Raw genomic sequence first — 20,519 nt, forward strand, 5'->3', positions numbered from 1 at the left:
CGGGGACGGTGGGGGTGTTGGCTACAATCGCCGCCGACATGAGCCTTCTCCATCCAGCCCCCGCAGTGGACGCAACCGACCTCGATCGGCTCGAGGCCGAGAGCCTGCACATCCTGCGCGAGGTCGCGGCCGAGTGCCGCAACCCGGTGCTGCTGTATTCGATCGGCAAGGACAGCTCGGTGCTGCTGCACCTGCTGCTCAAGGCGTTCGCGCCGGCTCTGCCGCCGATCCCGCTGCTGCACGTGGACACCACCTGGAAGTTCCGCGAGATGATCGCCTTCCGCGATCGCCGCGTCGCAGAAACCGGCATCGAGCTGCGCGTCCACATCAATCCGGACGGCGTGCGCGACGGGGTCGGCCCGTTCAGCCATGGCGCAAGCGTGCACACCGAAGTGATGAAGACCCTGGCGCTCAAGCAGGCGCTGGAGGCGGGCGGCTACGACGCCGCCATCGGCGGCGCGCGGCGCGACGAGGAGAAATCCCGCGCCAAGGAGCGCGTGTTCTCCTTCCGCGACGGCAAGCATCGCTGGGATCCACGCCGGCAGCGGCCCGAGCTGTGGAACCTGTTCAACGCACGCGTGGCCGAAGGCGAGAGCGTGCGCGTGTTCCCGCTGTCCAACTGGACCGAGTTGGACGTGTGGCGCTACGTGCGCCGCGAGAACATCGACGTGGTGCCGCTGTACTTCGCGGCCGAACGCCCCGTGGTGCGCCGCGACGGCACCTGGATCATGGTCGACGACGAGCGCTTCGTGCTGCGCGAGGGCGAGAGGGTGGAGCAGCGCCGCGTGCGCTTCCGCACCCTGGGCTGCTACCCGCTGACCGGTGCGGTGGAATCGTCGGCCGCCGACCTCGACGCGGTGATCGCGGAAATGGAAACCAGCGCGCAGTCCGAGCGCGCCGGTCGCCTGATCGACCACGCCGATGGCGATTCGATGGAGAAGAAGAAGCGGGAAGGGTATTTCTGATGTGCAGTGGTTGGTGGCGCGCATGCTCGGGATGACAGGCCTCGGAGTACGAGGGTCGTGGAAGGAAGAAGGACAGCGATGAATAGCGTGGCCGTCAACAGGCATCCGGTGCGTGACGCAGACACTGCGCCTGTGTCCCTGGCTCCGGATCTGGAGTCGCGCGGGCCGGCATCCGGCTCACGGTTCCTGCGCCTGATCGCCTGCGGCAGCGTCGATGACGGCAAGAGCACCCTGATCGGGCGCCTGCTGCACGAGGCCGGCCGGGTCCCGGACGACGAACGCGCCGCGCTGGCTCGGGCGAGTGCCTCCCACGGTACGCGCGGCGGCGAGATCGACTACGCGCTGCTGCTCGATGGCCTGGACGCCGAGCGCGAACAGGGCATCACCATCGACGTGGCCTGGCGCCACCTGCAGACCGCCAGGCGCCGTTTCCTGATTGCCGACTGCCCGGGCCACGTGCAGTACACGCGCAACATGGCCACCGGCGCCTCGGTGGCCGACCTGGCCATCGTGCTGGTCGATGCCACCAAGGGCCTGCTGCCGCAGACCTTCCGCCACGCTGCGATCCTGTCGCTGTTCGGCGTGCGCCATGTGCTGCTGGCAGTCAACAAGATGGACCGGACCGGCTACGACCAGGCGGTGTTCGACGCGATCGCGACGCGCTTTCGCGCGCACGCGGCCAGGCTGGGCGTGCCCGACGTGGTCGCGATTCCCGTGGCCGCCGCAGTCGGCGACAACATCACCACGCGCTCGCCGTCGATCGACTGGTACGCCGGGCCGAGCGTGCTCGAGCACCTTGAGAACGTCGAGATCGCGACGCCCGATCCCGCGCTGCCGGTGCGACTGCCGCTGCAGTCGGTGCTGCGCGATGCCGGAGGCGGCCGCTGGCTGGCCGGCACCATCGCCGCGGGCACGCTGCGGGTGGGTGATGCGGTACGCGTGGAGCCGGCCGGCGCCGCCAGCCACGTGGCCGCGCTTGGCATCGGCGGGGTAAGCACCGGGTCGGCGGGTCCCGGCACGGCGGTGGCGGTGCAGCTTGCAGACGAGGTCGATGCCGGCCGCGGCCACGTGCTGGCCGGCGGCAACGAGCCGCTCGCCCACAGCGACCAGTTCGTCGCCGACGTGCTGTGGTTCGACGAAGCGCCGCTGCTTCCCGGGCGCCGCTACCAGCTCAAACTCGGTGGGCGCACGGTCGGCGCGCGGATCAGCGAGCTGAAGTTCCGGCACGATCCGGAGAGCCTGCAGCCGCTGGCGGCCAAGCGCCTGGAGTTCAACGAGATCGGCGAATTGGTCCTGTCGCTCGACGCCGTGGTCGCCTATGCGCCCTACGCCGAGAGCAAGGCGCTGGGCGGCTTCATCCTGGTTGATCCGATCAGCCGCGCCACCGTCGGCGCGGGCATGATCCGCCACGGTCTGCGCCGCGCCGACAACATCCACTGGCAGGCGCTGGACGTCGACCGCAAGGCGCGCGCCGCGATCAAGGGCCAGCAGCCGCGCTGCGTCTGGTTCACCGGGCTGTCGGGCGCCGGCAAGTCGACCGTCGCCAACCTGGTCGAGCGCGGCCTGCTGGCGCGCGGCCTGCACACCTACCTGCTCGACGGCGACAACGTGCGCCACGGCCTCAACCGCGACCTCGGCTTCACCGACGAGGACCGGGTCGAGAACCAGCGCCGCGTGGCCGAGGTGGCGAAACTGATGACCGAGGCCGGCCTGATCGTGCTGGTCAGCTTCATCTCGCCGTTCCGCGCCGAGCGCGCGGCTGCGCGCGCGCTGTTCGACGCGGGCGACTTCATCGAGGTCTTCGTCGACACGCCGCTGGCAGATGCCGAGCGCCGCGACGTCAAGGGCCTCTACGCCAAGGCGCGGCGCGGCGAGCTGCCCAACTTCACCGGCATCGACTCGCCCTACGAGCCGCCGGAGCATCCCGAGCTGGTGCTCGACACGCAGTCCGCGGAAGCAGGCGTGCTGGCCGAACAGGTGATCGCACGCCTGCTCGACTGAGCCGGCTCAGCGACGCCGCAGCATCCCCACCAGCAGCAGGATCACGATCGCGCCGACCAGCGCGGCCAGGAAGCCCACCTTCTCGCCCGCGCCATACCAGCCCATGGTGCGGCCGAACCAGCCGGCGAGCAGCGCGCCGCCGATCCCCAGCAGGGTGGTCAGGATCAGGCCCATGCGGTCGCGGCCCGGCTTGAGCAGGCGTGCCAGCACGCCCACCACCAGTCCCACCAGGATGATCCACAGCCAGCTGCTGCCGCCGAAAATACCGTCCATCTGTTTCCCCTGTCGTCGTTGAAGTGGCAAGGCTGGCAGGGCCGACGCGTACGCGCCAGCCCCCCGCCGAAGTAGTCTCAGCAGCAGCCGTGGTCGCCGTGGCGGGCGCCGCTGTCGGGCGCGACGGCCGCACCGGTGGTTTCGCCGCGCTGGCTTGCCAGATGGTGTTCGGCGATCACCCGCGCCACCGAGGCGGTGACCTTCTTGCCCATCGGGATGTGCAGGAATTCGTTCGGCCCGTGCGCGTTGGAATGCGGGCCGAGCACGCCGGTGATCATGAATTGCGCGCCGGGGAACTTCTCGCCGAGCATGCCCATGAACGGGATCGAGCCGCCTTCGCCCATGTACATCGCCGGCTGGCCGAAGAACTCCTGGCTGGCGGTATCGATCGCGCGCTCCAGCCATGACGACAGCGCCGGTGCGTTCCAGCCGGTGGCAGCCTTCTCCAGCGCCACCGTGACCTGCGCGCCGTTGGGCGGATCGCGCAGCAGTTCGGCCTGCAGCAATTCGCCGGCGCGCTTGCCGTCGACGGTGGGCGGCAGGCGCAGCGACAGCTTCACCGCGGTATGCGGACGCAGCACGTTGCCGGCCGAATCCAGCGCCGGAATGCCGCCGACGCCGGTCACCGACAGCGCCGGGCGCCAGGTGCGATTGAGCACCAGCTCGGTCAGGTCGTCGGCCATCGGGCGCATGCCCGGCAGCAGCGGGAACTTGTCGTAGATGGCGGTATCCAGCACCTCGGCCGCGCGCCGCGCCTGGGCCAGGCGTTCGGCCGGGATCTCCGCATGCAGGCCTTCAAGCACGATGCGGCCGGTGGTCTCGTCCTCGATGCGCGACAGCAGCTGGCGCAGCAGGCGGAAGCTCGACGGCACCACGCCCGAAGCGTCGCCCGAGTGCACGCCTTCCTCCAGCACCGTGACGGTAAGGTTGCCGCCAGTCAGGCCACGCAGCGAGGTGGTGCACCACAGCTGGTCGTAGTTGCCGCAGCCCGAGTCCAGGCACACCACCAGCGAGGGCTGGCCGATGCGGTCGGCGAGGTGGTCGACATAAGCGGGCAGGTCGTAGCTGCCCGATTCCTCGCAGGCCTCGATCAGCACCACGCAGCGTGCGTGCGGCAGCTGCTGCTCGTGCAGCGCGAGGATCGCGGCCAGCGAGCCGTAGATCGCATAGCCGTCATCCGCGCCGCCGCGGCCGTACAGCCTGTCGCCGCGCAGCACCGGCTTCCACGGGCCGAGGTCGTCGTCCCAGCCGGTCATCTCCGGCTGCTTGTCGAGGTGGCCGTAGAGCAGCACGCAGTCGTCGTCGCTGCCACCGTGCGCGGCGGGGATCTCGATGTAGATCAGCGGCGTGCGGCCTTCCAGCTGCACCACTTCCACCTGCATGCCCGGGATCGGCTGCGCGCGCGCCCAGGATTCCATCAGCTTCACCGCGTCGGCCATGTAGCCGTGCTTCACCCAGTCGGCGTCGAACATCGGCGACTTGTTGGGGATGCGGATGTATTCGACGAGCTGCGGAACGATCTCGTCGTCCCACTTGGCGCCGACGTAGCGGTCGATCTTGCTGGCGTCCATCAGGCGTGTCCGGTGCGAAAACGCCAATTCTACCCGTGGGGTGCGTGTAGGGCTTTTCCGACGCCCGTATGCGGCGTAACCCGGTAGCGCCACAGCGCCTGCGGCGATGCCGCTCGGCGGCGCAGCGCAGGAGACTGTGCTTACCGGCCGCGGAGACCGCGCCGGGGGCAAGGAAACCCGACTTCACCACCAGGAGATCCGACATGAACAAGATCAAGGCACTGTTCTCGACGCTGGCGCTGTCCCTGCTGCTGGCCGGCAGCGCGCTGGCCACCGAGAAGGTCAACATCAACACCGCCGACGCCGCCACGCTCGATCGCGTGTTGCACAACGTCGGCGCCGCCAAGGCCGACGCCATCGTCGCCCACCGCAAGGCCAACGGGCCGTTCCAGAGTCCCGAGCAACTAGCCCAGGTGAAGGGCATCGGCCTGCGCACGGTCGAACAGAACCGCGATCGCATCGTCGTCTCCGCCCCGCGCCCGGCCAAGCCGGCCGCGGCGGGTGCCGCCGCCGGCCGCACCGCCGCGCAGACCCGCTGACCCCAGTTGGCGGACGCGCAGGGACGCGCGCCCGCGACGGGAGCAGGGATGCTCCGGGGACCGGCCGGAGGCCGCCACAGGGACGTACCCGCCGCCCGTTCCGCGCCAGGATGGCATGGACGGGCGGCTTCACGTCTGCAGTATCGGACCGCCACGAAGTTCCGGGATTGACCGGCTTCGCCGTTGTAAAGCTCTTCTTCACTTCGTTCGGAATGACAAACCGGACTTCTTCAGCATTGCCCTGAGCAGACGCTGTCATCCCGAGCGCAGCGAGGGATCTCGCCGCCATGGCTACACTGGCGGAATGACTTCGCGCTCGCGCGTCATCCCAGCCAACCAATACCGCCGGCTGCGCTGGGCCAACCATGCGGGCTGGACCCGCGAAATCCACGCCGAGCCCGGTGCCGACAGCTGGCGCTGGCGCATCTCGATTGCCGAACTCGAGGCTGTCGCGCCGTTCTCGCGGTTTCCGGGCGTCGAGCGCGAGCTGGTCCTGCTTCGCGGCGAAGGCCTGCAGCTGCGCTTCGAAGACGAGTCGCCTGTCGAACTGGATCCGCCCCATGGCCGACTCCGTTTTGATGGCGGACGCGCGCTGGCCGGCGAGCCGCGCGGGCGCTGCGAGGTGTTCAACCTGATGTGGCATCGCGACGCCGCCTCGGCGCAGCTCTGGCATCGCCCGCTGGCGGGCCCGATGCTGGTCTTCGTCGATCCGGGCTCGACCTGGATCGTGCACCTGCTGGGCGGTCACGCGCGCATCGGCGGGGACGCAGCGCTGCCCGCGCTGGCGACGGGGGACACCGCGCTGCTGGCCGCCAACGGCGAACGCACGCGCTACGTGATCGAAGGCGGCGGCGAGGCGCTGCTGGTGCGGATTAACGGCCCGACACGCTGACGCGGGCGCTGCATGCGCTGCGCGCGGGCAGGCGCGTACACCGGCTGTGGGACATCGCCCGGCGGCGATTCAGTACACGTCACGCCGGTAGCGGCCCTCCGCGCGCAAGCGCTCGAGCGTGTCTTCGCCCAGCGCCTCGCGCAGCGCGGCGTCGACGCCGGGCGCCATGCCCTGGAGGCTGCCGCAGACCAGGATGCTGGCGCCGTCCGCAACCCGGGCCCGCAGCGCGGGCGCCGCAGCGCGCAGCGCGTCCTGCACGTAGCGCGGGCCGGCCCCGTCGCGGGAAAACACCAGGTCGCTGCGCTCGATCACACCGTTGCGGGTCCAGCGCTCGATGTCCTGCGCGAAGAACGCATCGCAGGCCTGCTGGCGCTCGCCGAACAGCAGCCAGTTGCGGCCGGCGCCCGCGGCCTCGCGGGCCTTGAGAAGCGAACGCAGCCCGGCGATGCCGGTGCCGTTGCCGATCAGCAGCAGCGGCCGTTCGCCGACGGGCGGATGGAAGTTGGGATTGCGGCGGATGCGCAGGTCGATGCCGTCGCCCACATCGGCATGCAGGCACAGCCAGCCGCTGCCCAGGCCCGGGCGGCCATCGTCGCGCTGCATCTGCCGCACCAGCAGCTCCAGCGCACCATCGCCGGGGAGCGAGGCGATCGAGTACTCGCGGTGCGGCAGCGGCTGCAGCGCATCGACCAGCGCCTGCGCATCGACGGGCGGAGTCACTGCATCGGGCAACTGCGCGCGCGACAGCGCCTCGCGCAGTGGCATCGCCTGCGATCCGAACCGCACCACGGTCGCGCCATCGAGCGCGCAGGCTGCCAGCAGTGCATCGACCTCGGCAGTTGGATTGCGCGGACCAATCTCGGCGATGTCGCCGGCCTGCCACGCGGGCGCCGTCCCAGGCGGCGGCTGCAGCGCGAGGTGGAACGCAGGGCCGCCCAGGCTGCCCGGATTGAGCAGGCGGCGCGACGCCAGTCGCCAGCATTCGTAGCGCGGCGGCGCCCAGTCGGGCATCGCCTCCGCGCCTGCGGCCAGGGCCAGGTGATGTTGCCAGTGTCGCAGCGTGCCCGGGTCGCCGTTGTCGACCTCGGTCAGGTCGAACATCGCATTGGCGCCGGACTGTCGCAGCCACTGCTCGAGCTGGTGTCCGAACCCACAGAAGTGCGCGTAACTGCGGTCGCCCAGCGCCAGCACCGCGTACTCCAGATCCGCGAGGCCCGCGTGCCCCGCCATCGCCGCACGCACAAAGGGCAGCGCCGGGTCAGGCGGGTCGCCTTCGCCGGTGGTGCTGACGATGAACAGCGCGCGCCGGGTGCGCGCCAGCATCGCCGCATCGACCGCCGACAGCGGCAGCAGCGCAACCTGCGTGCCGGCGGCGCGCAGCGAGGCGGCGGTATGCGTGGCCAGCTCGAGGGCGAAGCCGGTCTGGCTGGCGTGGGCGACCAGCCAGGGCAGCGCTGCGCCGGTGTCGGATGCCTGCGTCTCGCGGTCGCGCGTGCGCAGCAGCAGCCATGCGACTGCTGCGAGATACGCCACCAGGCTGCCGGCGGCCAGCCACCAGTGGCGTGGCCGCGGCGAGGCCGGCCACCAGGGCTCGTTGTGCAGGGGCAGCAGGGCCAGCGCGGCGACAAGCAGCGCCGCCAACATTGCGGCGTTGCCGAGCAGGGCAGGCCAGCGCGGTGGCGTCGTGGGCGCCGTCGCGGTCATGGCGCGAGGCAGGCCTCGAATGCCGGCGTCGTCAGCGGTTGCGCGTTCGCGTCCGCTGGCAGCAGCCGGGCCGCAAGGCCTTGCGCTTCGGCGAACGCGGCGCCGGCCTCCAGGCCCATCACGGTCAGCGCGGTGGACCAGGCGTCGGCCAGCATCGCGCTGCCCGCGATGACGCTGACGGCGGCAGGTGCATCGGCCACGGGCGCGCCGATGCGTGGATCGATGGTGTGCGACAGCTCGCGGCCGTCGACCTCGAAGCGCTGCCAGTACGCCCCGGAGGTGGCGATCGCCGCATCGTCGAGCGTGACCACGCAGGGCTCGGCGTCGTCCACGTCGCCGCTCTCGACCAGCACGCGCCACGGTGTGCCGTCGGGCTTGCGCCCATGGCCTCGCAGTTCGCCGCCGACGTCGACCAGTGCGGCGCCGATGCCGCGCTGGCGCAGCAGCTCCACCACCGCGTCCACGCCGTAGCCTTTCGCGATCGCGGACAGGTCCAGCGCCAGTCCACCGGGCTGCCGCAGGCGCCGCGCGTCGCGATCCAGCTGCAGCTGGCGCCAGCCGGATGCGTCGCGTGCACTGGCGAGCGTTGCACCGTCCGGCACGCCGCGTGCGTGCGCGTGCGCGCCGAAGCCCCAGGCACCAACCAGTGCACCGATGGCAGGATCGAAGGCGCCATCGCTGTCGTGTGCCACCTGCAGCGCGCAGTCCATCACCCGGAAAAAATCATCGGGCAGCGATTGCCAGCTGCCGGCGGGCGCGCGGTTGAAACGGGAGAGGTCCGAGCCGGGTTCCCAACTGCTCATCTGCGACACGATCGCGTCCAGCCGCGCCTGCACCGCGCCATGCAGCAGGTCCAGCGGCTCGCTGCGCGGTGCGTGCAGGTCCACGCGCCAGCGCGTGCCCATGGTTTCGCCGTACAGCGTGTGCAGGACGAGCGGGCTGGCGGTGGAATGGGCGGTTGTCATGCAAGGTCTGGTGAAGGGGTCCCGACGTGTGCTCTCTGAGTTATCTCTGACGTTGCGCATAACGGCGGATCGGAGCCGCGACAGCAACGACCCGTTAGCCGCGCACTGGCGTCCTGTGGCCGCGGACAAGCGCGCCATGGGCGAACCCGGTCTGCTCGCGCGGCACTGCCGCGCGACCGGGTGAGCGCCTGGCGCCATGCGCCGGGCCGGACCGACCGCGCAGCGGACGGGCGCGCGCCCGAGTCAGGGCAGGATGCCCTGACCGAGGGAGGAGCGGCTACGGGGCGACAGGGCGTGGCGTCCATCCGGAGGCGTCAAATGGGCGCGCGACTCCAAAGTTGGGGCAGTTGCGGAGGTTCCGGCCATCACAGCTCAATGCAGGATCAAAATGGATCCCGGCGTTCGCCGGGATGACGACGGCAAGGGGCTAGGCGGCTAGGCAGCGCGGCGGTCACTACTGCGGCAGTACTTCCAACGTGGCGACGTACGACAGGCGGCGCTGGGTGGCCTGCGGGATCGACGGCTTGTCGTCCTGCACGCTGGTTTCCAGCCAGTACATGCCGGGCTCCGGCCAGGTGATCCGCAGCAGGCCTTCGGCATCGCTGGTCGCGGCCTGGTCTTCCTGCGCGTTGCGATAGCGGGTACCGCCGCGCACGATCTCGAATTCCAGCCCGGCGGCAGGCTTGCCGTCGACCAGCACGCGGAAGGTGGCTTCCTCGCCCGCGACCAGGTCGTTGGGGTGCGTCACCGGGGCCAGTTCGATGCCCTTGCCGGTCGGTGCGAGCGCGGTCTCGTTGGGAGCGCCGTTGGTGACGAAGGTTTCCACGCGCCCGACGGTCTGGGTGACCTGCAGGTTCTGCGCGTCCTTCGGTACCTTGGTCGCCAGTTCTTCAGCGCTTGCATTGCGCAGGAAGCCGCCGCGCGTTGCAGGGGCCGCGCCCGGGCCGCTGACCGGCTTGCCTTCGGCTTCCGCCGCTGCCTTGGCGGCGAGACTTTCGGGCGTGTCCCAGCGCGCGGAGAGGCCGTCGTTGGCGTTGGCGATGCGATAGGTGCCCTGCTGCGCGAGCTGCACGTCGAAGGTGCTGCGGTACTTGCCGGTGCTGGCGTTCTGCAGCTCGACCGTGCTGCCGTCCGGCGCGGTGGCGGTCACGTTGTCCAGGCGCATCGGCACGTGGTCGGGGAAGAACAGCTGGTTGGACACCGCGCCGTCGAAGGTCACCCACACGTCGCTGCCGTTGACCACGGCCTGCGAGGGGATGATCCATTGCTTGTGCGCGGCGGCCGACAGCGGCAGCAGCGCGGCGATCGCCAGGGCGAGCAGGGACGTACGCTTCATGGATGACTCCTTGATCGAAGGGGATATGCGTGCGCGCTCAGGGCGTGAGCCTGAGCGATACGGTGCCGAGTTCGCTGCTGCCCTGCGCGCGGCCGGACTGCGCGGCCTTGACCGGCCAGCTGAAGGGGATCTTGAGCAGTTCGCGGCCGCCGACCTCGCGCACGGCCTCGACCACCAGCGTGTACTCGCCCGGCGCCAGCTTCGACAGCTCCGGGTGCGAATCGTCGAAGCCCAGCTCGTGCGTGCCGGCCGGGCGCGTGGGCCCGGTGACGCCGTCGACCGGCACCTCGAGCGTGCGCCCGGATTTGCGCCACCACTGGCGCAGGTCGGGCAGCCACTTGGTGCCGTGGCCTTCGCTGGTGTCCTTGCTCATGTACCAGGCAGCGAGGTTGGCCGCGTGCTTGCCGCCCGGGCCTTCCACGAATACCGCCACGTAGGGCCGGTGGTATTCGGCGACCTTCATCTGCGGGATCTGCACCGAGACGGTGACGTCGGCGGCCTGCGCCGGGAGGGCGAGCAGGCTGCCCAGTGCAACGGTCAGCTGGATGCGCATGGCAAACCTCTTGATGTTCGAATCAGTGGATGAACAGCAGCGCCAGCAGCGCCGGTATCAGCAGGCCCAGGCCGACCCAGGGCCAGGTCATGCGGCGCTGGCGCGCATGCATCTGCAGCAGCAACAGGCCGGTGACGGTAAATACAACGCAAGCCAGGGCAAAGATGTCGATGAACCAGCCCCAGGCCGGCCCGCTGTTGCGGCCCTTGTGCAGGTCGTTGAGGTACGAGATCGCGCCGCGATCGGTGCGCTCGTACTCCAGCTCGCCGCTGGCGCGGTCGATGCTCAGCCAGGCATCCCGGCCCGGACCGGGCATCGACAGGTAGACCTCGTCGGCCGACCATTCGGCCTTGCGCGTGCCGATCGGCGCATCGAGCGTGTCCGACAGCCAGGTCGCCACCGCCGGCGGCAGCGGCGCGGTCTGCTCGTCGTCGCCAGCCAGTGACGCCTGCAGCTGCAGCGGCAACACCAGTTGGCGGTTGTCGGTGCGCGGCTCGGCCTCGATCTTCGACGCGTGGTTGAGCGTGATCCCGGTCACCGCGAACAGCAGCATGCCCACCAGGCACAGCGCCGAGCTGATCCAGTGCCACTGGTGCAGCGTGCGCAGCCAGAAGCCGCGGCGCTGCTGGCGGCCCAGGTCGGGTAACGGAGCCTCGTGGGCCGGCATGAAGAAGGGTCGAGGGGGAGGGGTGGGCAATTATATGCGTCAGACGAGAAGGGTTCTCATTCCGCCCGGCTGTGACGCCCGCGCCCGGAACCTCGGGGCGCGTGCGTGCACGTGCGCTCAGAACTGCACGTTGACGCTCAGCCACAGGTTCCGCGCCTTGTCCTTGTTGTTGTAGTCGTCCAGGTAGGTCGGGGCCCATTCGCCGGTGTTCGCGTTCTCCGTCCAGAGCGTCTGGAACGAAGTGAAGTCCTCGTCGAGCAGGTTGTTGATCCGCGCGTTGACGCTGACGTTGTCGTTGAACCGGTACTGCGCGCCGAGGTGGAGCACGGTGTAGTCCTCGTAATCGTGGCGCACGCCGTCGATGATGTCGCGGTAGCGCCTGGAGCGCGTCTCCGAGATCAGCTGCATGCTGAAGCGGTCCGTCGCCTGCCAGCCGAGGGTGGCGTTGGCCATGTGCTTGGCGGTGTCGGTCAACGGCAGGCCCGCCTGCGCGCCGCTGAGCTGCTCGCTGTCGGTGTAGGTGTAGTTCGCGCGCAGCGACAGGGCTTCGGTGATGCCCCAGCGCCCGGCCAGTTCGGCGCCCTGGATGCGGACCTCGTCGATGTTGATGTTCTGCGCGTAGGTCGTGTAGCCGAGTTGCGCGAAGTCGCCGAGATTGGCGCAGGGGCGCACGCCGCCGGTCTGTTCGCAGCTCAGGTTGGACTCGCCCCGGGCGATCTTGTCCTCGAAATCGTTGCGGAAGACGGTGGCATTGAAATTGTGGCGGCTGTCGGGCGAGGTCCAGTACACGGCGATCTCGCTGTTGACGCTGGTCTCGGGCTGGAGGTCGGGGTTGCCGACGAAAGGCGAGGTGCCCTGGCCGCCGAAACCGGTGATGCCGTCGTACAGGTCGGTGGTCTTGGGCGTCTTGTAGCCGGTGCTGACACCGCCCTTGAGCGTCCAGGCCGGGCCGATATCCCAGACCGCGTAGGCGCGCGGACTCAGGTGGCTGCCGAACACGTTGTGGTCGTCGTGGCGCAGGCCGAGGGTGATGGTCAGCGCCTCGATCGGACTCCAGTTGTCCTCGGCGAACAGCGACCACATCTTGTGCTCCTGCACCGTCCCGTTGCCTTCGCCGCCGCCCTCCAGGCCGAACACGCCGTCCGCGAGTTCGCCGTCGATGGCCTGGCCGCCGACGATGAAGTGATGCTGTTCGCCCAGGGCGAAGTCGAGCTTGGCGTCCAGCGTGTACTGGTTGCTTTCCATGGTGCGCTTGGGGCGCGGCAGGAAGGTGTCGGCGACCAGCTGGCGGCGCTCGTCGCGGGTCAGCCCCGCATACGGGCCGGCGTCGCAGGTGGCTGCGTCATCGCAGTACATGTCCAGGTGGAGCAGGCGCTCGGCCACGGTGAAGGGCAGGGTGCGGCCGTGGTTGGCAGTGTCGATGTGCGCCAGCGAGACGAAGCTGCTGCCCCACTCCCAGCGGCCCTGGTGGGTGATCGCCCACTGGTCGCGGGTGAACTCCTGGTCTGCGGCATAGCCCACGCGCGGCGCGGAGCGCCACAGGCCCTCGATCCCGTCGACGGTGCCCAGCGGATAGGTCTCGGTGCCGAGGTTGTTGATGTAGGGCGTGTTGTCGTAGACCTGTTCGGACTTGTCGTAGTCGAAGACCAGGCTCTGGTATTCGCTCGGCGTCCAGCTCAGGGTGGCCCCCATGGTCTTGTTGGTGTTGTCCACCGTCTTGCCGCCGCCGCCGAAGCCCAGTGAGCGCTCGAACTCGGTGCCGTCGGGTGCGGTGATGATCTCGTATTCGGGTGTGGATGCGTCGCGGTCGTAGCGCGAAGCGCGCACGCCCAGGCCGAGCCTGTCCTTGACCAACGGGCCGCTGACGGCGAAGTCGAGGGTGGTGTCGGTGCCGAAGTCGTCGTTTTCCTGGAAGTTGCGCGAAACCGTCGTTGAACCACTCCAGCTGTCACCGACCTTGCGGGTGATGATGTTGATCACGCCGCCCAGGGCGTCGGCGCCGTACAGGGTGGAGGCCGGGCCGCGGATCACTTCGATGCGCTCGATCATGTCCAGCGGTGGGATGTGGTTGAACTGGTTGCCGCCGAAGTTGTTGGGGTAGATGTCGCCGTGGTTGTTCTGGCGTCGGCCGTCGATCAGGATCAGGGTGTAGTCCGCACCCATGCCGCGCATGCTGATCGTCTTCTGGCCGGTCTTGTCGGAGGTTTCCCCCACGTCCACGCCCTCCAGGTCGCGCACCGCATCGATCAGGGTGATGTACGGCCGCGTGGTCAGCTCCTCGCGGGTGATCACGCTGATGCTGGCGGGCGCGTCGGTGATCTTCTGCTCGAAGCCGGCGGCGGTGACCACGACGGCGTCGAAGTCGACCGGTGCCGGGCCCGGAGCGGGAGTCGGGGCAGCCGCTGCGTGGGCCGAGAGGCCCAGGGCGAGGGCGCAGGTCAGGGGCGAGCGGCGCAGCAGGCTGCGCAGGGAGGACGTGGGCATGATGTCGTCGTTCAAGGTGGCGTGGGGCGACCTGGTCGGCGGGGCGGGCGCTGGGCTGGCGGCCGGGCCGGACGCGAAGAGATGGGCGTGGCGGTCAGGCGCACGGCGGTGCGTTCGCCGGCGGCCGCCATGCGGCGGTCGGCGAAGCAGGAGCGGACTGGAGCAGGCGCCTGGACACGTTGGATTTCCCGAAGGGCGGCAGCAGATGCGCCCCCGCGTGAAAATGGTAAACGAGAATCCTTATCAAACGCAATCGCAACATCGCTTGGGGCGACGCTGGGTGCTGCTTTCTGCCTCTCATGCCGCTGTGAGACTGGTAGAGACGCCTAGGCAGCGACTGTCGCTTGTACCGAGGCCACCCAATATCTCGTCATCCGCGCGAAGGGCTTCGCAACAGCCGCAGGCTGGTCAAGCGGGGATCCATGCTGACTTCAGCTATTCACGCGTTCGATGAATGTGTCCCGGCGAACTCGCTCGAAGGCACCTGCACGAGGCACCGCTTTCACGGAATGCCGGGCACCAGGGAGCCCAGCTTCCCGAAGGAGCCAGGCCATCTCAATCCCGGTCGTCCCGCACCCAGACGCCACCATCGACGGCCCTGACCGGGAACTTCGCCACCGGCTCATACGCCGGTGCGCGCAGGGCGCGACCGTCACGGATGTCGAAGCGGGCCCCGTGCAGCACGCATTCCACAGTGCCGTCGCCGATCTCGAAGCTGCCGGCCGACAGTTCGAAATCCTCGTGCGTGCACTTGTCCTCGAGCGCGTAGAGGCTGCCGTCGAGGTTGAACACCACGATGCCGGCACCGGTGACCTCGTCGAAGCCGGTCTGCATCTCGCCGGGCAGCAGTTCCGAGGTCGCGCAGATGCGGGTCCAGGTCTCGCTCATGCGCCTGCCCCGTCGTCGAAGCGTTTCTCCAGCACCTCGAACCGCAGGTCGTCGCGCAGCGGGACGCCGAAACGTTCGTCGCCGTAGGGAAACGGCTTCAGGATGCCGGTGCGGCGGTAGCCACGGCGCTGGTACCAGGCGATCAGCTCGTCGCGCAGGTCGATCACGGTCATCCGCATCGCCGGCAATGCCCACTCCTCGCGGGCGACGCGCTCGCATTCGGCCAGCAGGCGGGCGCCGAGACCGCCACCCTGCAGGCCAGGCTGCACGGCGAACATGCCGAAATACGCGGCATCGCCGTCGTCGGCCACGTGTGCGCAGGCGACCAGGCCGTCGCTGCCATCCACCACCAGCACGCGGCTGCGCGGCCGCGCCATGTCGGCGCGCAGCACCTGCGGATCGATGCGCGCGCCGTCCAGCAGGTCGGCTTCGGTGGTCCAGCCGGCGCGGCTGGCCTCGCCGCGGTAGGCGCAGGTGACCAGTGCCACGAGGGCTGGGATGTCGTCAAGGGTGGCGGTTCGGGGGGCGTCAGGCGGCATACCGGCATTCTAGTGCGACGATCCAAGGGGTGTCCGCGAAGCGTGGCGTGTCCGGCCATGCGTCTGAAAAGCGAGTGTTGCGGGGAAAGGGCCGCGCATGCGGCATCGGCCAACGCACCAAGGGGGCATCGCCCAAACTTGTCATCTCGAACGCAGTGAGAGATCCCGCCACCTGAGACGGGCGGCTCGCCGAGGACCAGATCTCTCACTGCGTTCGAGATGACAGGACTGGGGACAGGCCACTCATCCCAGCAGCCGGCGCACCTTCTGCAGCGCCATCACGAACGCGTCGATCTCTTCATGCGTGTTGTAGAACGCCACCGAGGCGCGGCAGGTCGCCGCGACGCCATAGAACTGCAGCAGCGGATGCGCGCAGTGCTGGCCGGAGCGCACGGCCACGCCCTCGAGATCGAGCAGGGTCGCCAGGTCGTGCGCATGCGCGCCTTCGACCAGGAACGACACCACCGCCGCCTTCTCCGGCGCGCGACCGATGATGCGCACGCCACCGGCGGCGTCGAGTGCTTCGGTCAGGTGCGCGAGCAACTCGGCCTCGCGCGCCTCGATCGCATCCATGCCGATGCCCTGCAGGTAGTCCACCGCCGCGCGCAGGCCGACAAAGCCGGCGATGTTGGGCGTGCCGGCCTCGAAGCGGTGCGGCGGATCGTTGAACACGGTGCCGTCGAAGCTGACCTCGCGGATCATCTCGCCGCCGCCCAGGAACGGCGGCATCGCCTGCAGGTGCTCGCGCCGGCCCCAGAGCACGCCGGTGCCGGTCGGGCCGCACATCTTGTGGCCTGTGAACGCATAGAAGTCGCAGCCGATCGCGGCCACGTCCACCGCCCGGTGCGGCACGGCCTGCGAGCCGTCGACCATGGTGACGATGCCGCGCCGACGTGCCTCGCGACAGATCTCGCGCACCGGGTTGACTGTGCCCAGCACGTTGGACACGTGGCTGATCGCCAGCAGCTTCACTTCCGGGGTCATCGCCTGGCGCAACGCGTCGAGGTCGAGCGTGCCATCGGGCGTGATCTCCGCGACCCGTACCGTGGCGCCAGTGCGCTCGGCAACCAGCTGCCAGGGCACGATGTTGGCGTGGTGCTCCATGCGCGAGACCAGGATCACGTCGCCGGCGCGCAGCCGCGGCAGCGCCCACGAATACGCGACCAGGTTGATGGCGAAGGTGGTGCCGCTGCACAGCACCAGCTCGTCGCTGCGTGCGTTGATGAAGCGCGCCAGCGTGGTGCGCGCGGCTTCGAAGGCTTCGGTGGCCTCGGTGCCGAGCGTATGCACCGCGCGGCTCACGTTGGCGTTGTGGTGGCGGTAGAACGCGTCCATCGCCTCGATCACCACGGCCGGCTTCTGTCCGGTGTTGGCGCTGTCCAGGTAGACCAGCGGCTTGCCGTGGACCTGCCGCTGCAGCAGCGGGAAGTCGGCGCGTACCTTCAGCCAATCGCGTCCTACTCCTTCCCCCGCTTGCGGGGGAAGGCCGGGATGGGGGCGCGTGAGGCCCGTCGTACTCACGCCGACAACCCCTCCAGCGTCGCATCCAGGCGCGCCAGCAGGGCGTCGCGCACGGCCGGGTCCTGCACCGCGACCAGCGGCTCGCGGCAGAATGCGGCGGTCAGCAGCTGCCGCGCCTCGTCCTGCGGCAGGCCCCGCGCGCGCAGGTAGAACAGCGCGTTCGCGTCGATCTGGCCGACGGTCGCGCCGTGCGCGGCCTGCACCTCGTCGGCGTGGATCACCAGCACCGGCTGGGTGTCGATCTCCGCGGTGGACGACAGCAACAGGTTCTTGTTCGACAGCCGCGCATCGGTACCGTCGGCGCCCTTGTGGATGGTGATGCCGCCATGAAACACCGCGCGGCCGCGGCCGGCGCCAATGCCGCGCCACAGCAGCTCGCAGCTGGTATCGCGCGCGACGTGCTCGATCCCGAGCCGGGTGTCGAGGTGGCGGCGACCGTTGGCCAGCAGCACGCCATGTGCGGCCAGCGCGGCGCGCTCGCCCTCCAGGCGCACGTTGAGCTCATGGCGCGACAGCGCGCCGCCGAGTTCCAGGTCGACGCGGTGATAGCGCGCGTCGGCCTGCAGGACGACATCGGTCCGCGCGAACGAGGTCGCGCCGTCGGCCGCGCGCTGCACCCGCGCGTGCTCGAGCAGCGCGCCCTGCGCGACCGAAATCTCGACGGTGCCGGTGTCGAGGTGGCGATGCTCGCCAGCAGCGAGGTGGTGCTCGACCACGCGCAGTGCGGCGCCGGGACCCACCTCGATACGGTGGTGCAGGTGCCAGGCCAGTGCGTCCGCCTCGCCGGCCGCGCCGACGAAGACCAGGTGGACGGGGCGTTCCGCCTGCGCGCCCGGGTCCACGCGCAGACGCACGCCGGTCTGCGCCAGCGCCGCGTTGAGCCGCGCGAATACCGAATCGCCCGGTGCCATGGGCGCATCACCGGTGGTTTCGGCGGGGGTTACCGGTTCGCCGGGTTCGCCTGCAGCGAGCTGGACGCCGTCGGGCAGTTGATCGAGCTGCGACAGCGCCGCGTCGAAGTGGCCGTTGACGAACACCAGCCGTGGCGCCGGAACATCGGCAAGCAGAGCCGGATCGATCGCGGGCGCGCCCCCGGTCTGGCTGAAGCTGCGCCGCTCCAGCGCGCGCAGCGGGGTGTACTTCCAGCGCTCGCTGCGTGCGCCCGGCAGTCCATCTCGCAGTGCTGCATCGAGCAGGGCGCGGCGCGAGGCGTCGCCGGAAAATCCCGAGGCCAGCGATTCGAGCAGCGGGCTGGTCACGCGGCGGCCCCCGGCGCCTGGCGGCCGGCGATCCATTCGTAGCCGTGTTCCTCCAGCTGCTGCGCCAGCTCCGGCCCACCGGATTCGACGATGCGGCCATCGGCCAGCACGTGCACCACGTCGGGCCTGATGTGGTCGAGCAGGCGCTGGTAATGGGTGATCACCACGAAGGCGCGATCAGGCGAGCGCAGCGTGTTGACGCCTTCGGCGACGTGGCGCAGCGCATCGATGTCCAGGCCCGAGTCGGTCTCGTCCAGGATCGCCAGGCGCGGTTCCAGCACGGCAAGCTGGAAAATCTCGTTGCGCTTCTTCTCGCCGCCCGAGAAGCCCTCGTTGACGCCGCGATGCAGCAGCTTGTCGTCCAGGTGCAGCACCGACAGCTTCTCGCGCACCAGCTTGAGGAACTGCATCGAGTCCAGCTCCTCCTCGCCGCGCGCCTTGCGCTGCGCGTTGAGCGCGCTGCGCAGGAAGTAGGTGTTGTTCACGCCGGGGATCTCGACCGGGTACTGGAAGGCCAGGAACACGCCGGCGGCAGCGCGCTCTTCCGGCGCCAGTTCCAGCAGCGGCCGGCCATCGAACTCGACCGTGCCCGCGCTGATCTCGTAGCCCTCGCGACCGGCGAGGATGTTGCCAAGCGTGGATTTACCGGCGCCGTTGGGGCCCATGATGGCGTGCACCTCGCCCGGCTTCACGTGCAGCGAGAGGCCTTTGAGGATGTCGCGTCCGCCGATGGCGGCGTGGAGATTGTCGATCTTGAGCATGGTGGGTTCCGTAGTTGTCTTCGCTCCCTCACCCGCTTGCGGGGGAGGGCCGGGGTGGGGGTGCGTCGCGTCGGACCGTCCCCCATCCACCCTTCGGGCACCTTCCCCCGCATGCGGGGGAAGGGAGGTTTCTGGCTTAGCCGACCGAGCCTTCCAGGCTCACGTCCAGCAGCTTCTTGGCTTCCACCGCGAACTCCATCGGCAGCTCGCGGAAGACCTGCTTGCAGAAGCCGTCGACGATCAGGCTCACCGCGTCTTCCTCGGAGATGCCGCGGGCGCGGCAGTAGAACATCTGGTCGTCGCTGATCTTGGAGGTGGTGGCCTCGTGCTCGACCGTGGCGCTCGGGTTCTTCACCTCGATGTAGGGGAAGGTGTGCGCGCCGCACTTCTTGCCGATCAGCAGGCTGTCGCACTGGGTGTGGTTGCGCGCGCCCTCCGCGCCAGCGGCGATCTTGACCAGGCCGCGGTAGGTGTTCTGCCCGCGGCCGGCGCTGATGCCCTTGCTGACGATCTTGCTCTTGGTGCGTTTGCCGACGTGGATCATCTTGGTGCCGGTGTCGGCCTGCTGGCAGTGGTGGGTGAGCGCGACCGAATGGAACTCGCCGGACGAGTCGTCGCCCAGCAGCACGCAGGACGGGTACTTCCAGGTGATCGCCGAGCCGGTTTCGACCTGCGCCCAGACCACCTTGCTGCGCGCGCCGCGACATTCGGCGCGCTTGGTGACGAAGTTGTAGATGCCGCCCACGCCGTTCTCGTCGCCGGGGTACCAGTTCTGCACGGTCGAGTACTTGACCTCGGCATCGTCCAGCGTGACCAGCTCGACCACCGCCGCGTGCAGCTGGTTCTCGTCGCGCATCGGCGCGGTGCAGCCTTCGAGGTAGGACACGTGCGAGCCCTCCTCGGCGATGATCAGGGTGCGCTCGAACTGGCCGGTGTGGCCGGCGTTGATGCGGAAGTAGGTGGACAGTTCCATCGGGCAGCGCACGCCCTTGGGGATGAACACGAACGAGCCGTCCGAGAACACGGCGGAGTTCAGCGCCGCGAAGTAGTTGTCGCCCACCGGCACCACCGTGCCCAGGTACTTGCGCACCAGGTCGGGGTGGTCCTGGATCGCTTCGGACATCGAGCAGAAGATGATGCCTTTCTCGGCCAGCTCCTTGCGGAAGGTGGTGCCGACCGAGACCGAATCGAACACCGCGTCCACCGCCACGCCGGCCAGCCGGGCGCGCTCGTGCAGCGGCACGCCAAGCTTGTCGTAGGTGTCGAGCAGTTCCTGCGGCACTTCGTCGAAGGATTTGTACTTCGGGCCCTTGGGCGCGGAGTAGTAGCTGATCGCCTGGAAATCGATCGGCGCGATCCTGAGCTTGGCCCAGTGCGGCGCGGTCATGGTCAGCCAGTGCCGGTACGCGGCCAGGCGCCACTGCGTCATCCATTCCGGCTCGCCCTTCTTGGCCGACACGGCGCGGACGACATCCTCGTCCAGGCCGACCGGCAGCGAGTCGGACTCGATGTCGGTGATGAAGCCGGCGTCGTAGCGACGGCCGAGCTGTTCGTGGATTTCCCTGTTGGCGACGGGTGCTTCTGCGAGTTGGGTGGCCATC

At 69.5% G+C, this 20,519-nt stretch carries 18 protein-coding genes; 4 read left to right on the forward strand and 14 right to left on the reverse strand.

Features of this window, described 5'->3' with window-relative positions; genetic code table 11:
- Positions 1-38 precede the first annotated feature (38 nt).
- Both cysD and cysC read left to right on the forward strand, forming a co-directional pair.
- Positions 39-965 (forward strand): sulfate adenylyltransferase subunit CysD, encoded by a 927-nt coding sequence (cysD, locus tag ACW5DW_RS09665; protein ID WP_457018633.1) that lies wholly within the window; start codon positions 39-41, stop codon positions 963-965.
- Between the two features lie 132 nt (positions 966-1,097).
- Positions 1,098-2,966 carry an adenylyl-sulfate kinase gene (gene cysC, locus ACW5DW_RS09670; RefSeq protein WP_457018634.1) on the forward strand — a complete coding sequence of 623 codons (1,869 nt, stop codon included), beginning with the start codon at positions 1,098-1,100 and terminating at the stop codon, positions 2,964-2,966.
- A 6-nt stretch (positions 2,967-2,972) separates the two neighbouring features.
- Here the strand turns inward: cysC and ACW5DW_RS09675 are convergent, their stop codons facing one another.
- Together ACW5DW_RS09675 and ACW5DW_RS09680 are read right to left on the reverse strand one after the other, a co-directional pair.
- Complete coding sequence (locus ACW5DW_RS09675; protein ID WP_457018635.1) at positions 2,973-3,239, reverse strand: GlsB/YeaQ/YmgE family stress response membrane protein; 267 nt, start codon at positions 3,237-3,239, stop codon at positions 2,973-2,975.
- A gap of 77 nt (positions 3,240-3,316) precedes the next feature.
- A complete protein-coding gene (locus ACW5DW_RS09680; protein WP_457018636.1) occupies positions 3,317-4,810 on the reverse strand; it encodes a M20 family metallopeptidase in 1,494 nt (497 codons plus the stop codon).
- A gap of 203 nt (positions 4,811-5,013) precedes the next feature.
- Between ACW5DW_RS09680 and ACW5DW_RS09685 the strand changes: the two genes are divergently transcribed.
- The gene (locus ACW5DW_RS09685; RefSeq protein ID WP_457018637.1) at positions 5,014-5,349 is read left to right on the forward strand and encodes a ComEA family DNA-binding protein; all 336 of its coding nucleotides are present in this window, start codon (positions 5,014-5,016) and stop codon (positions 5,347-5,349) included.
- Positions 5,350-5,653: 304 nt separating this feature from the next.
- Entirely contained in the window at positions 5,654-6,241 is a 588-nt protein-coding gene (locus ACW5DW_RS09690; protein WP_457018638.1) for a HutD/Ves family protein, read from the forward strand.
- Between the two features lie 69 nt (positions 6,242-6,310).
- Here ACW5DW_RS09690 and ACW5DW_RS09695 read toward each other — a convergent pair whose 3' ends face one another.
- The 12 genes from ACW5DW_RS09695 to sufB form a co-directional block, all read right to left on the reverse strand.
- Complete coding sequence (locus ACW5DW_RS09695; protein WP_457018639.1) at positions 6,311-7,945, reverse strand: sulfite reductase subunit alpha; 1,635 nt, start codon at positions 7,943-7,945, stop codon at positions 6,311-6,313.
- The gene (locus tag ACW5DW_RS09700) at positions 7,942-8,910 is read right to left on the reverse strand and encodes an FAD:protein FMN transferase (RefSeq protein ID WP_457018640.1); all 969 of its coding nucleotides are present in this window, start codon (positions 8,908-8,910) and stop codon (positions 7,942-7,944) included. Before ACW5DW_RS09700 ends, ACW5DW_RS09695 begins: the two co-directional genes overlap by 4 nt.
- A gap of 454 nt (positions 8,911-9,364) precedes the next feature.
- Positions 9,365-10,246, reverse strand: coding sequence for a DUF4198 domain-containing protein (locus ACW5DW_RS09705; RefSeq protein ID WP_457018641.1), 882 nt, complete (start codon positions 10,244-10,246; stop codon positions 9,365-9,367).
- 37 nt (positions 10,247-10,283) lie between these two features.
- Positions 10,284-10,799, reverse strand: coding sequence for a DUF2271 domain-containing protein (locus ACW5DW_RS09710; RefSeq protein WP_457018642.1), 516 nt, complete (start codon positions 10,797-10,799; stop codon positions 10,284-10,286).
- Positions 10,800-10,821: 22 nt separating this feature from the next.
- Positions 10,822-11,466, reverse strand: coding sequence for a PepSY-associated TM helix domain-containing protein (locus ACW5DW_RS09715; protein ID WP_457018643.1), 645 nt, complete (start codon positions 11,464-11,466; stop codon positions 10,822-10,824).
- Between the two features lie 117 nt (positions 11,467-11,583).
- Positions 11,584-13,950 (reverse strand): TonB-dependent receptor domain-containing protein, encoded by a 2,367-nt coding sequence (locus tag ACW5DW_RS09720; protein WP_457018644.1) that lies wholly within the window; start codon positions 13,948-13,950, stop codon positions 11,584-11,586.
- 555 nt (positions 13,951-14,505) lie between these two features.
- On the reverse strand, positions 14,506-14,838 hold the full coding sequence (locus ACW5DW_RS09725; RefSeq protein ID WP_457018645.1) for a non-heme iron oxygenase ferredoxin subunit: 333 nt from the start codon (positions 14,836-14,838) through the stop codon (positions 14,506-14,508).
- Positions 14,835-15,377: a GNAT family N-acetyltransferase gene (locus ACW5DW_RS09730; RefSeq protein WP_457018646.1), complete on the reverse strand. Its 543-nt coding sequence runs from the start codon at positions 15,375-15,377 to the stop codon at positions 14,835-14,837. Before ACW5DW_RS09730 ends, ACW5DW_RS09725 begins: the two co-directional genes overlap by 4 nt.
- Before the next feature lie 243 nt (positions 15,378-15,620).
- Positions 15,621-16,823, reverse strand: coding sequence for a cysteine desulfurase (locus tag ACW5DW_RS09735; protein WP_457018858.1), 1,203 nt, complete (start codon positions 16,821-16,823; stop codon positions 15,621-15,623).
- A gap of 71 nt (positions 16,824-16,894) precedes the next feature.
- Positions 16,895-18,157 carry a Fe-S cluster assembly protein SufD gene (sufD, locus tag ACW5DW_RS09740; RefSeq protein WP_457018647.1) on the reverse strand — a complete coding sequence of 421 codons (1,263 nt, stop codon included), beginning with the start codon at positions 18,155-18,157 and terminating at the stop codon, positions 16,895-16,897.
- The gene (gene sufC / locus ACW5DW_RS09745) at positions 18,154-18,918 is read right to left on the reverse strand and encodes a Fe-S cluster assembly ATPase SufC (RefSeq protein WP_457018648.1); all 765 of its coding nucleotides are present in this window, start codon (positions 18,916-18,918) and stop codon (positions 18,154-18,156) included. Before sufC ends, sufD begins: the two co-directional genes overlap by 4 nt.
- A 136-nt stretch (positions 18,919-19,054) precedes the next feature.
- Entirely contained in the window at positions 19,055-20,518 is a 1,464-nt protein-coding gene (gene sufB, locus ACW5DW_RS09750) for a Fe-S cluster assembly protein SufB (RefSeq protein ID WP_457018859.1), read from the reverse strand.
- Position 20,519: the final 1 nt, after the last annotated feature.

The sequence above is a fragment of the Luteimonas sp. A482 genome (genome assembly GCF_054072655.1).